This is a genomic window from Rhodothermales bacterium (assembly GCA_039944855.1).
Classification (GTDB): Bacteria; Bacteroidota; Rhodothermia; order Rhodothermales; family JANQRZ01; genus JBBSMX01.
Map to the genome: position 1 here is coordinate 67,814 of JBDUXZ010000008.1, position 11,469 is coordinate 79,282.

Annotated in this window: 15 protein-coding genes; 12 read left to right on the forward strand and 3 right to left on the reverse strand. The window is 70.5% G+C overall.

What is annotated here, in order from left to right; all coding sequences use genetic code 11:
* Positions 1 to 69: 69 nt before the first annotated feature.
* Together ABJF88_05675 and ABJF88_05680 are read right to left on the reverse strand one after the other, a co-directional pair.
* Positions 70 to 510 carry a hypothetical protein gene (locus ABJF88_05675; GenBank protein MEP0546401.1) on the reverse strand — a complete coding sequence of 147 codons (441 nt, stop codon included), beginning with the start codon at positions 508 to 510 and terminating at the stop codon, positions 70 to 72.
* A complete protein-coding gene (locus tag ABJF88_05680; protein MEP0546402.1) occupies positions 497 to 1,285 on the reverse strand; it encodes a ParA family protein in 789 nt (262 codons plus the stop codon). Before ABJF88_05680 ends, ABJF88_05675 begins: the two co-directional genes overlap by 14 nt.
* Before the next feature lie 452 nt (positions 1,286 to 1,737).
* Here ABJF88_05680 and ABJF88_05685 point away from each other — a divergent pair, with 452 nt between their 5' ends.
* Positions 1,738 to 2,040, forward strand: a complete 303-nt coding sequence (locus tag ABJF88_05685) for a hypothetical protein (GenBank protein ID MEP0546403.1) — start codon at positions 1,738 to 1,740, stop codon at positions 2,038 to 2,040.
* 82 nt (positions 2,041 to 2,122) lie between these two features.
* Here ABJF88_05685 and ABJF88_05690 read toward each other — a convergent pair whose 3' ends face one another.
* The gene (locus ABJF88_05690) at positions 2,123 to 2,401 is read right to left on the reverse strand and encodes a helix-turn-helix transcriptional regulator (protein MEP0546404.1); all 279 of its coding nucleotides are present in this window, start codon (positions 2,399 to 2,401) and stop codon (positions 2,123 to 2,125) included.
* A 167-nt stretch (positions 2,402 to 2,568) separates the two neighbouring features.
* Here ABJF88_05690 and ABJF88_05695 point away from each other — a divergent pair, with 167 nt between their 5' ends.
* The 11 genes from ABJF88_05695 to ABJF88_05745 form a co-directional block, all read left to right on the forward strand.
* Positions 2,569 to 3,162 carry a hypothetical protein gene (locus tag ABJF88_05695; protein MEP0546405.1) on the forward strand — a complete coding sequence of 198 codons (594 nt, stop codon included), beginning with the start codon at positions 2,569 to 2,571 and terminating at the stop codon, positions 3,160 to 3,162.
* A gap of 501 nt (positions 3,163 to 3,663) precedes the next feature.
* Positions 3,664 to 4,230 carry a hypothetical protein gene (locus ABJF88_05700; GenBank protein MEP0546406.1) on the forward strand — a complete coding sequence of 189 codons (567 nt, stop codon included), beginning with the start codon at positions 3,664 to 3,666 and terminating at the stop codon, positions 4,228 to 4,230.
* Between the two features lie 178 nt (positions 4,231 to 4,408).
* Positions 4,409 to 4,597, forward strand: a complete 189-nt coding sequence (locus ABJF88_05705) for a hypothetical protein (protein ID MEP0546407.1) — start codon at positions 4,409 to 4,411, stop codon at positions 4,595 to 4,597.
* 95 nt (positions 4,598 to 4,692) lie between these two features.
* Positions 4,693 to 5,202 (forward strand): GIY-YIG nuclease family protein, encoded by a 510-nt coding sequence (locus tag ABJF88_05710; GenBank protein ID MEP0546408.1) that lies wholly within the window; start codon positions 4,693 to 4,695, stop codon positions 5,200 to 5,202.
* 65 nt (positions 5,203 to 5,267) lie between these two features.
* Positions 5,268 to 6,197: an ArdC family protein gene (locus ABJF88_05715; protein MEP0546409.1), complete on the forward strand. Its 930-nt coding sequence runs from the start codon at positions 5,268 to 5,270 to the stop codon at positions 6,195 to 6,197.
* A gap of 41 nt (positions 6,198 to 6,238) precedes the next feature.
* Positions 6,239 to 6,508 (forward strand): hypothetical protein, encoded by a 270-nt coding sequence (locus ABJF88_05720; protein MEP0546410.1) that lies wholly within the window; start codon positions 6,239 to 6,241, stop codon positions 6,506 to 6,508.
* 89 nt (positions 6,509 to 6,597) lie between these two features.
* On the forward strand, positions 6,598 to 7,338 hold the full coding sequence (locus ABJF88_05725; GenBank protein ID MEP0546411.1) for a hypothetical protein: 741 nt from the start codon (positions 6,598 to 6,600) through the stop codon (positions 7,336 to 7,338).
* Positions 7,339 to 7,475: 137 nt separating this feature from the next.
* Complete coding sequence (locus tag ABJF88_05730) at positions 7,476 to 8,012, forward strand: hypothetical protein (GenBank protein MEP0546412.1); 537 nt, start codon at positions 7,476 to 7,478, stop codon at positions 8,010 to 8,012.
* A gap of 441 nt (positions 8,013 to 8,453) precedes the next feature.
* Positions 8,454 to 9,377 carry a DUF6166 domain-containing protein gene (locus ABJF88_05735; GenBank protein ID MEP0546413.1) on the forward strand — a complete coding sequence of 308 codons (924 nt, stop codon included), beginning with the start codon at positions 8,454 to 8,456 and terminating at the stop codon, positions 9,375 to 9,377.
* A gap of 108 nt (positions 9,378 to 9,485) precedes the next feature.
* Positions 9,486 to 10,214: a SprT-like domain-containing protein gene (locus tag ABJF88_05740; GenBank protein ID MEP0546414.1), complete on the forward strand. Its 729-nt coding sequence runs from the start codon at positions 9,486 to 9,488 to the stop codon at positions 10,212 to 10,214.
* A 355-nt stretch (positions 10,215 to 10,569) separates the two neighbouring features.
* The coding region (locus ABJF88_05745) for a replication protein RepA (GenBank protein ID MEP0546415.1) at positions 10,570 to 11,469 on the forward strand (900 nt) is incomplete at its 3' end.

Below are 11,469 nucleotides of genomic sequence, written 5' to 3' on the forward strand. Positions count from 1 at the left end.
CAACGTCGTAGTCCGCCGCAAGGCGGAGCGATCAGAAATGAACCGTGGCGTTACGAGTGGACTGCGCCTTCACCGGCTGGCGTCTCTCTGTACCAGTCCGGCCACGTATTCCGCCGGTGACAACCCTGCCGCCGCCGCCTGCACCTTCAGCGCCTGCTTGTCGTCCGGCCGCATCTTGAGCTGGAGCGCCACCCGCCGTTCCCCGTCCGCCCGGAGGTACGACCCGTCACTATACCGGACGTGCCCCTCCCCCGTCGCTTCTCCCTTGCTCTCGCTCGGCTCGTCCTTCGCTACACGCGCGCGCTTCTTCCTCGGCGACGCGCGTCGCGCACGCTCGCCAGGCTTGGCTCCCCCCGCGCTGGACCCCGACGTCCGCTTCTTCGAAGCCTTCTTCGGAGGCTCGGCCGCCTGCTTCGGCGCCGGAGGGCGCTCTGGCTCGGGCACCGGCCCGTCGGTCGTTGCCTCCGTCAGGAGCTGAGTGAGGGACGCACTGCGGTCACGCTTCGCCATCGTCGGAGGAGCTAAGGGTGAGGAGGAAGCGGGCGACGGCGTCGTAGTCCTCTGCCCCCCGCCCGCCGGGATCGTACTCGTAGATCGTCTGCCCCGCGTCGGGTGCCTCGGCCAGCCGGACCGTCGTGCGGACGGGCGGCGACACGCGCCCCGGAAACGTGGCTTCCAGCGCCCCGGCCACGTCCCGCGTCACGCGGTTGCGCTGGTCGTACCGCGTCGGCACCACCGCATAGACCGGCGGCATGATGCCGCGCGGCTCTAACCGACGCTGCGTTTTGAGCAGGTCCGAGAGCCCGACGACCGCCAGCGGCTCCGGCGTCACCGGCACCACGAGCCCGCCCCGCGCACCCCCCGCCAGGAGGTCCGCCACGAGCGCCGATGCCGCCAGCGTGAGCAGCCCGAGCTCGGGCGGGCAGTCGATCACGACAGCCCCGTACGTCTGAAACGCCTCGACCTCGTCGGCCAGCCGGTACACCCCGTCGGCCACGGGCAACCCTGCCGCCACCTGCGCCAGGTCCCCCCCCGAGGCCAGCACGTCCAGGCTCGGCCGCGCCGTCTCCACCAGATCCGCCAGCACCCCCTTCCCCTCCAGCAGCAGCGACGTGGGCGACGGCGCGCGAGACGCCAGGCCGAGACAGCGCGCCACGTGACCCTGCGGGTCGAGGTCGACGAGCACCGTCCTTCTCCCCTCCCCTGCATAGTGCGCGGCGAGGTGGACAGCCGTCGTGGTCTTGGCCGTCCCCCCTTTCTGGTTGAGGACGCAGAGGGCGAGCATGAGCGAGGGAGCTGGAATAGAGAAGACGCGACTGGCAATGCTGCCATTGTCGATAATGGCGGCAATGTACTCAATACCTGCATTGTAAACAATACTGACAATGTAGGCGTTGGCACCAATGGTAGTATTGTCAGCATTGTTAGCAATATCTGCAATGTTAGTGCCTTGAAGTCCGATGGGCTTAGAAGCCATCGGATCCAGCACATGCTACTGTGGCCTCGCTACGTGCCCCAGGAAGCCCCGCGAGGCCTCGGCCGGTACCCGAGCCCGGTTACGAACCGGAGGCGCTCAGATGGCCGGAGAGTGCGCCGTCGAACGAAGGGGGACCTTCTGCCCTCGGGGACGGCACCGGGGGTTACACCACGGTCGATACGGTGTCTCTATTCCCGTGATCTCGCTGGATACTGACGGCCCCGCGGCATCGAGCCGCCCCCCAACCCGATCCCCCACCCATGCCACCGATCCTCTCGCCTCAGCGGGTGGCCGAGGCGGTCGTAGACCGGCACTGCGGGTTCACCGGGTCCGACGAAGCCGCCCTCTACACCCTCCTCATCGCGATCCACCCGACGTCGGCCCGGCTCGCCCGCCGCTACGAGCGACGCCTCGCGGTTCTCCTGAGCCAGATGGAGGACCCCGTCACTCAGCTCGAGCGCCTCACCGGCCGGGCATGGACACCCTGCGTTCATCCAACTCCGCCCACACCCGACTCGTCTGTCGAGTCACACGCGAGCGCCGGCCGACAGGGGAGGGGGTAGACGACAGATCTTCGCCTTCGCCCGACAACGGTGCCCGCGATCGGTACGGGAGCGGGACAGCCCATAGGACGCTACCTCTCGCCTACGGCTCACGCTCCCACCCCGCCTGGACCTCCTCGACCCAAACTGCAGGACTCGCTCCCAGCGCCTCGGCCAGACGCAGAACCGTCTCCAGGCTCGGCGCTCGGTCGCCCCGCTCCAATCGCGAGACGTGGGTATGGTGGAGGTCAGCCGCCTCCGCCAGCGCCTCCTGCGTGAGCCCGGCCGCCGTCCGCTCCCGACGCAGCACGGCCCCGAATAGTACCGCCGCGCGTCGCGGCGGCGGCTCTCTCCCGGCTCGGGCTGTGTCGTCGTGCTCCATGCCGGAAAACTGCCGGGCCCACCGACAGAGCAACACAGCCAATTGTCAAGTGGGTTACACTGAGTTACACCTCGGGTCTACAGGACAACCCCGGCGGGAATCGGGGGAGGGGAGGGGCTCGGCGGCTCGGCGACTTCCCCACACTCCCACCTCCACCTGAGTCCCGTATGTCCTACGTCCTCCGCGTCGGGGAACGCGTGACCACACAATCCGGTGATGCCGTTACGCTCCCTACGGAGGGCGCGCGCGCTTCCATCGACGGGGACACCCTCCGCGTCCTCCTCGCTTTCGTGGACCCGACCGACGCCGAACGGCGAGCCGTCGATCACGGACCGGTCGAGCTCGGCGTGTTCACCGACGGGGGAATCATCGCGCTCCTCCTCCGTACCGGGGAGCCTGGCACTCCCGCCTACGTCGAGGCCAAAGCCCCGCTCAACCTTTTCCACCGCACCACCCACCTCAACGGGTTCCTCCACGCGACATCCGGACGTGAGGCCGATCTCGTCGGAGGAAGCCCGGAAGCCTCGTTCACCGCGGAGTTCGCCCTCTGCGACGCCGATACCCACGTCGTACAGGCTCTGCGATCCATCCGCCTCCCGACCGACGTCACGGACGCCCTCCGCGCAGCCGCACGCGCCCAGGTCGCCACGATCCGGTGCACCGCTGAGGTGGAGCGCTCCACCCTCCACACGCTGCGCGCCGCCACCGTGGAAGAGCTGATGACCCGCGCGGTCGAACGCTACCAGGAAGCCGATCGGTAGGGGAGAGGGCACCTTAGGAGAGAAGCCCGCACATCCTCTACCCCCGAGCACCCCCGCTCGTCGCCGCCAAGTCCGCCCGCCGGACCTTCGGTCCTCTCCCTGCTGCTTCGCGGCTCCAGCGCGGCCGTGCTCTCTGCGTACGGAAGGCAGGAGAGAGGGCGGCGGAGCCGCAGGGTCGCTCCACCACGCGCAGACCCGCGCATCGCTCCACGGTCGCCCTGTCGGGCGGCTCGAACGGGCCGACGAGCGGCCCTGACTCGGGTGCGCCCAGGGGCTTACGCAACATGGGTCGCTGCGCGCCTCCGGCAAGGGCCGGTCCCGCTGCTACGCTGCGCGCCCTCCGTGCTCGCCGTCCTCCCCTCCGCCGTCGCTCGGCTGCGCCTCCCTCCGTTGTGCGGGTCCGGGCGGCTCCGCGCGGCCCGTGCCTCCGGTGCTCGCTCCTGCACGGTGGCTTTCAGCCCCCGGGCGCTCTCGTTTTTTGCCTCACTCCAAGTGCCTCGCATGTCCGCTTCCGCCACGCCCTCGCCGGTCCGCCTGCTCCTCGCCTCGGCCCCGGCCGTGGGCTTCTCCGGCTCGCGCTCCGCCTCGCCCGTGTGCCTCGCCGCCTGTCGCGCCGTCCTCCCGCTCGTGGGCGGGGCCGTGCACGTGGGGTGCGCGCCGGGGCTGGATGCCGCCGTGCGCTCGGCCTGCCCGTCCGCGTCGGTCCTCTCGGCCGTGTCCTTCGGCGGGGCCGGTGGCTTCGGGCGCGGTGCCTTCGCCGCCCGCTCGGTCGCGCTCGTCCGCGCCGTGGCCGCAGCGGGGCAGGGGGCTGTTCCTCCGTCGGTGTGGGTGTCGTTTCCCGGCTGCGCCTGCCCGGCTGGGCTCGCCCCATGCCCGTCTCCGTCGCGGTGCTTCTCCGGCCTCGGCTCGGGGTCGTGGGCCTCGCTCGCCTTCGCCGCCGGGCTCGGGTTGCCGTGCCTCGTGTTCGTCCCGCCCGGCGTCCCGGCCCCGGCCCCGTGGGGCTTCACCCCGCTCGGCGGCGGCTGGCTCTTCCGGCCCGCTCCGCCGTCGCTCTTCACCCCCGCGTGAGCGCGTCCGGTGTGGATAACTTTCCGTCCATTTTAGCTCTTAACGCCTGTTTATGCTTGTTTTATACGGTGCAAATAAGCTATATTCATAGTAGAAAACAAGGCACCCGGCGGCTCCTACCCGCCCCGCCTTCGGTCCGGCAACGGCCCTCCCTCCAATCACCAGAACCCCCGCTCCCATGTCGCTCCTCGTGCACACCCGCACCCACAAGGTCGAGCACCTCCGCCGCGGCCTCTACCAGCTCACCGTGTTCGACCGCAACCCCCGCCCCGGTGCCCGCCACCTCATCGAGTGGCACCACGGCAACCGGCGCGGCGCGTTCGCCCGCCTCGCGGCGCTCCTCGGTCAGCCCGGCCTCGCAGCGTAATCGCGTGGCATGCCCCGCCGGTCCGGCTCCTACCCGGCCGGCGGGGAGGACCCCCTGCGGTCCACCTCCAATCACCACACCCGTCGCCTCCCGTCATGTCTACCGCCGTCGTCTACGTCGTCCGACTCCGTCGCCCGCTCTGCCACGCCCGCCACTACGTCGGCTGGACGTGCGACCTCCCCAACCGCGTCCGCCAACACCTCACCGGCCGGGGCTCGGCCCTGCTGAACGCCGCCAACGCCTACGGCATCCGGTGGGACGTCGTCCACGTCATCGCGTGCCCCTCGTGGAAGGTGGCGCAGGAGCTCGAACGCCACATCAAGCGCTCCCGCCACGTCACCCGCTGGTGCCCCGTCGAGCGCCACCGCGCCGGGCGCGACTCGGTGAGCTTCGCTCCCGGTCGCACCGCCGACACCCGGCGTCCCGTCGCCGACGCGCTCGCCTCCGTTCCCGCCGAGGTCCGCGCCCTCACTGCCGGCCCGGACGCGCTCACCCCGCGCGCCGTCCCGTTCGCCCGCCGCGACTTCGACCCCTACCGCGCCGCGTCGCTCGCTCAGTCCGGGCCTGTCGCTGCCCCGTTTCCAGTCCTCGCCCTCGCTGCCTGACCACTGTTTCACCCATACACCGGGCGCTCCTACCGCCCATCCAATCACCAAACAGACACACCGCTATGTCCCGCTCCCGATCCTACGACCGCGAAGCAGCCCGCCAACGCGCCGCCGAGAAGGCTGCCGAAGCCCGCGACACCCTCGCCCGAGGCGTCGAGCACGTCGCCCACGACCCCGACGCGCTCGCCGCCCACCTCCGATTCCGCGCCCACTTCCGCACCTACTCCTTCCGCAACACGCTCCTCCTCGCCGAGCAAGGCCGCGCCCGTGGAATCGCAGCCCGCTACGTGAAGGGGTTCAAGGCGTGGATCGAGGTCGGCCGCTGCGTCCGCAAAGGCGAGAAGGCCCTCGGCCTCTTCGCCCCGGTCACCCGGAAGCTAGAAGGGGAGGAGGCGACCGCCGCCGGGGTCGCTGACGGGACCCGCTCGCTCGTCGGCTACCGCGTGGCGTCCGTGTTCGACATCAGCCAGACGGACGTGATCGAGGGCCGCGAAGACGACGCCCTCACCTACGCCTCGCCCATCCCGACCCTCGCCGGCGACGACTTCGCCCACCTCCGCCACGACCTCGAAGCCGTCGCCGCCGCGCTCGGCTACACCGTCGAGGTCTATGCCCCGCACGTGCGCCCGGCGGACGGGTTCTGCCACGTCGCCCGCCGCCGCATCGGCCTCGCCCTCGCCGCCCCGAACCAGCAGGCCGCCGTGCTCGCTCACGAGCTCGCACACGCCGTCGCCCACGGCAACGCCCCCGCCCGTGACCTCGCCAAAGCGGATCGGGAGATCCAGGCCGAGGGCGCCGCCTACCTCGCCTGCTACGCCCTCGGGCTCGACACGGCGGCCGCCGCGCTCCCCTACCTCAAGACGTTCGCCGACGCGGAGACGGCCGAGGAGCGGACCGACCAGATCACCGCGCACCTCGCCGAGATCGACCGGATCGGCTGGCACCTCGTGGAGCTCGTCGAGGGCGTCCGGCACACCGCCCTCGCTGCCTAGCCCTCGCACTCCCACGTCCGCACCTCCAACCCCCTATACCCATGCGTCCGCTCCATCCCCTCGGCCGTGCCGTGCTGTTCGTCGTGCATCTCGCGGCCCTCTTCGCCCTCCTCACCCTCGCCCTCGCCGCCGGCACCGGCTGCACCCACGCACACAGAGCCTCCGACGGGGGAGGGGAGAAGCACTCCCCCCACCGGCCGGCCGAGGTGTTCCACTGCGCCGATTGCCGGCTCTCCCGCGAGCGCTGCCGCTGCGCGTGCTGGAGCGGAGCCGTGACCCCGCAGGACTGCACCGACAGCCTGCCCCGCTGAGGCGGGGAGTAGGCCCGCCTCGCTTCCCCCGGCCGGGGGCTCCTACCTCCCGGCCGGGCACCGTCCAATCACTCCGACCGCACCCGACCATGCACTCTATTTGTCCCTTCCCGCATCGCCGCACCGCTGGCCGGCCCGGCCTCGCCGCCCACTTCGACGGCCTCGCCGAGCGCGAAGCCGCCCGCCTCCGGCGCATCGAGCACGCCGACCCCTCGCACGACCGAGAGGAAACCGCCGCGCTCCTCCGTGCCTTCGAGACGCTCGCAGCCCTCCACCGGCAGGGGTGGGTGCCGGCACCGCTATTCGGTGTCCGCACGCGCCGCCACGTCCTCACGATCCTTCAGAGCGAAGCCCTCGAAGGCGACGACCTCCGCCCCGTGCGGACCGCCCTCCGCTTCACCCTCGGCCTCCCCATGCCCCGCGCGCACGGCTTCCGTCTCATGCGCGAGGCGTTCGATACACTCGGCCTGACGATCCCGCTCCCAGATCGCGCGGAACATCCGCTCCCCATCGGCGGCGATGGCTGCGACGTGCCGCAGGCGGAGCCCCTCACGTTCGAGGCATGGACGACGGCCGTAGACGACGCCTGCCGCGACGACGACGGGAACGGCCTCTGCCGTCACTTCCGCACCATCGACTTCCATGAGGCGTTCGAGTGCGGCATGTCCCCGGCCGAGGTGGTCCATACCGTGACTGACTGGATCGTAGGCTGTGAAGTCTACGGCCCCCGTCCGTTTACGTGGAAGCTGCCATGCGATGAGGACGGATGCCCGTCTGTCACGGTGGCTCCCGTGGTCACTCCCGACGAGACACAGCACGCGGTGTTTTGAGGGCCGGTACTCGGCAGGGGAGAGGCAGGGCCGGAGTCCTGCTCCTTCTGCCGGAATCCTGCGCTCGCCGGGGTGCGATGACAGGGGAAATACCGTACCTTTACGGTCCCAAACCTGTGCGCCCTCCGGCCTTCCCGATGAACACCCTCACCCACGTCGAGCGCCTCGAACCCGCGCGCGGTGTCCGCCCCGGCTGGCGCGTCGTGGTCCCCTACGCGAGTGCCCCGGCTGCTCGCCGCACGTTCTACGACGCGGACCACGGCACCCCCGGCACCGCGCTCGACGCCGCCCTGCGCTGGCGCGACGAGGAGGCCGAGGCCGCCGCCCGCCGCGCCCCAAAAGTCATGCACCGCGTCCGCTCCGACGCCGAAGGCGCGCTCGTCCCGGGCATCGCGGTGACGCGCAAGGACGTGAGCGGGACGGTCTACCCCGTGATCCGCGCCTCCGTCCACACCGCAGACGGCCGCCAACGTACCCTCACCCGCTCCGTCGGGCGGCGCTCCGCCGAGGATGCGCTGCGGGAGGCCGTGGACTTCCGCTTCCGCGAGATGAAGGCCCTCCACGGCGACGACTTCCCCTACCGATCCTCCAGCGAGCTCTACGACGAGGCCCTCGCAGCGCTCCAGTCAAATCCGGTAGCCGAGGAGCTTGGGATTGCGGTTCCAGCCGAGTAGCTCGGCCATCGGAATTGCACGGGACTTGACGCCCATCGGCTTGCTCTCCGTCCAGACCTCGGCTAGCTTCGTCGTTCCCATCAGGGAGCGCACAGGTCGGGGACGTGCTAGCCCCCCGGCCGCCGGGTAGGAACCGTCGGGTCCAGGCCTGACCGACGTGTCCGGTTCGCGGTCTTTGGTGATTGGAGGTGCCGGCGTCCCCGTGACGTCGGCACTTTTTGTATCCAGGCACGGAAGGAAATAGGAGTGAGAGCACCTCTTTTTGCACCGTGACACTTGCATTTTTCGCACGTAATAGCGATCTTGTATCACGTCGGAGAGCGGTTCCTACCCGCCTCCGATTCCGCCGCTCAGCGGGTCTCCAATCACCAGACCAGCGCATCGGCCCGCCCCTTCCTACGGGAGCGGAACCCCGCTGCGCCCGTCGCAACCGCTCTCCTCATGGCTGTCGCCTCCCCGCTCCCTGCGGTCGCCCCGCTCTCGGCTCGACCTACCCTCGACACCGGCCGCCCCTACGGCTCTCCGTTCGTCCCCCTCACCACTGCGCCCGCCCCGAAGGACACGGCCCGCATCGAGCACGCTGCCGCACTCACCGCCGAGGCCGAGGCGTGGGTCGAGCACGCCGTCGCCGCCGGCATGCTCCCAGCCACGGCCCTCCGCAAGGCGCTCAGCGCCGTTGGCTTCTCGGTCCGCCACCGTGCCCGCGCCCTCGCCATCCCCAGCAAGCTCCGGGGCGTGAAACCGCACCAGGAGGCGGTCGCCCTCCTCGCTGGTTACGCCGACGGCCACCCGCGCGGGGGCCTCGGCCTCCCACTCAAAGCAGAGGTGACCGACGACGGGCACATCGCCGTGGACGTCCACTTGTCCGACGACGGGACGCTCTACCGACTTGGGTTCGTCCAGACCAAGCACGTCGCGTGGCTCCGCCCGCTCCTCGTCGGCGGTGCGGCGATCCGTCTCTCCGCCGTGACGGGCCGCACACCCGGCCGAACGATGGGCGTCAACGTCCTGTTCGCCTTCGTCGGCCGCGCCATCCACGCCCGCCGGTTCATGCTCGACGGCGAGCCTAGCCCATCGGCCAACGACATCGCCCTCACCCGCCACGCGGACGGTCGCACAGAGGTCCGCTTCGGCCGTGGCGCGGAGGCCACCGTGAGCGTCGGTCGCTACGAGTGGGGGTACGGGGGATCCGGCCCCGCCCGCCTCGCGCTCGCCGTGCTCTACCGGTTCGTCGACAGCCACGACGCGAAGACGCTCGCCCTGGCCTTCAAAACCGACGTGATCGCCACGGTCCCTCGCGCCGGCGTCACTCTCGAAGCCGCGTTCGTCCGCGCGTGGATCGCACGGCACCACGCCCACGCATAGCGGTCCCAACCGCAAGGAGCGCGGCGGGGGAGAGGACACTCCGACCAAGAGGCTCCCCCGCCGCATTCCTCCTACGACGATCTTCCCGTCGCTCACCTGCCCGCTGCCATGCACGACCTCGACATCATCGCGACGAGCACCCGCGCCCTCATGCGCGAGCTCGGCCGCGCCCACCTCGGCCGACCCCTCCAGGACCTCGGCTGGTCGTTCGCCTTCGACCGCGCCCGCCGTCGCCTCGGCCGCTGCCTCTGGAAGAAGGGCGACCGCCCGGTGAAGACGATCTCGCTCTCCCGCTCCCTCGCCGCCCGCGAAGGCTGGTCGCTCATGGAGGACGTCGCCCGCCACGAGATCGCCCACGCCCTCGACTACGAAACGCGGGGCCGCTCCGCCCACGATCGGAGGTGGAAGGCGTGGGCCCGCCGCTGCGGCGCCGACCCGACGCGCTGCTACGAAGGCGAGCTCGCCGACGACCCGACCTCCGCCTACGTCGGCCGCTGCCCGACGCCCGGCTGCGACCACACCCGCCCGTTCTACCGCGCCGTGACCTCGGCCTACTTCTGCCCCCGCTGCGAAGAAGCCGCTGACCGCGAACGCTCCTACCTCCGCGTCACCGAGCGCCGCTCCGGCCGCGTCCTCCACGGGGGCGGCTCCGAACCCACCCGGCCCACCGACTCGAAGCGACCGCCCAAATATCTCGGCCGCTGCCCTCGCTGCGGGGCGGTACGTCCCTTTGCCCGGCGACCGAAGCGCCGGTACGCCTGCGCCGCCTGCTGCCGGCACCACGCGGGGGGTCGCTTCGACCCGCGCTTCGAGCTGGTGATCGGCACGTCGCGTTGAGACGAGTCCGGTCTACGGCGCCGGTACCAACCCGGCAGCGGTGTGCAGTCGTACCAGCCCTCCATCATCGAGGTCTGGCTCGCTGCCACTCGGAGCAGCGAGGCTTCGCGGACTACGTGCTGTTCCCCCATCCCTTATTTTCCTTTATCCCCAATCGTAGGCGCAGCTACCTACAGGTTCTTTACTACTAGAAGAACTACCTACTACAGGTTGGTGCACCGTACTCCCCGAGAAGGTGTACCGTACTCCCCGCTTTTGAGGGAGAAGGTGTACCGTACTCCCCGCCGAAGGTGTACCGTACTCCCGTGGATAACTCGCGGTGGATCGTCTGCTTGTGGATAAGTAACTTCGTGACATGGACTCCCACGACGAACGCGACGCGAGCGGATCCCCCGACGGGACGCTCGACCAACGCCGGCGCGACCGCGCCGACCGCTACCTCGCGAGCGTCCACTCCATCCGCGCCTTCAACGCGAACGAGACGGGCGACCTCGCGTTCATGGGCCAGCCCCTGGTCCAGCTCACCCTCCCGCACACCGACCCCGGCGACGTCCCCTTCTACGAACGCCGCAACGGGGACACCGCCCTCGTCGTTGAGCGAGGCGTGATCGACCGTGACGGGAAGACGGAGCTCGCCGGCATCCCCTTCGGCGTCTACCCCCGCCTCGTCCTAGCGTGGGTGACGACAGAGGCCGTCCGCACGAAGAACCGCTCGCTCGCCCTCGGCGGCAGCCTCGCCGCGTTCATGGCCGAGCTCGGGCTGGAGCGGGGAGGGGAGACGTCGACCCGCCTCCGCGAACAGATGCGCCGGCTCTTCGCCGCCCGCATCGCGATCGTGAAGGCGGTCCAGGGCATGGACCGCACCTCCGTCCAGGTCGCCAGCCACACCCGCCTCTGGTGGGACGAGTCGGACCCCTCCGAGACGCTCGACATGGGCTCGACCATCCGCCTCACCGACGACTTCTACCGCCTCCTCGTCGACCGTCCCGTCCCCCTCGACATGCGGGCGCTCCAGGTCCTCAAGGACAGCCCGCTCGGCCTCGACCTGTACATGTGGCTCACCTACCGCGTGAGCTACCTCGGCCGCGAAGCCGTGATCCCGTGGACCGCCCTCGAAGCGCAGATGGGGGCCGACTACGGCGAGACGAAGAACTTCACGCGGAAGGCCAAGCGGGAGCTCCGCAAGATCAAGCTCGTCTGGCCCGAGCTCGACTACGCCACGCCGCGCGGCCGGCTCGTCCTGAAGCCGTGCCCG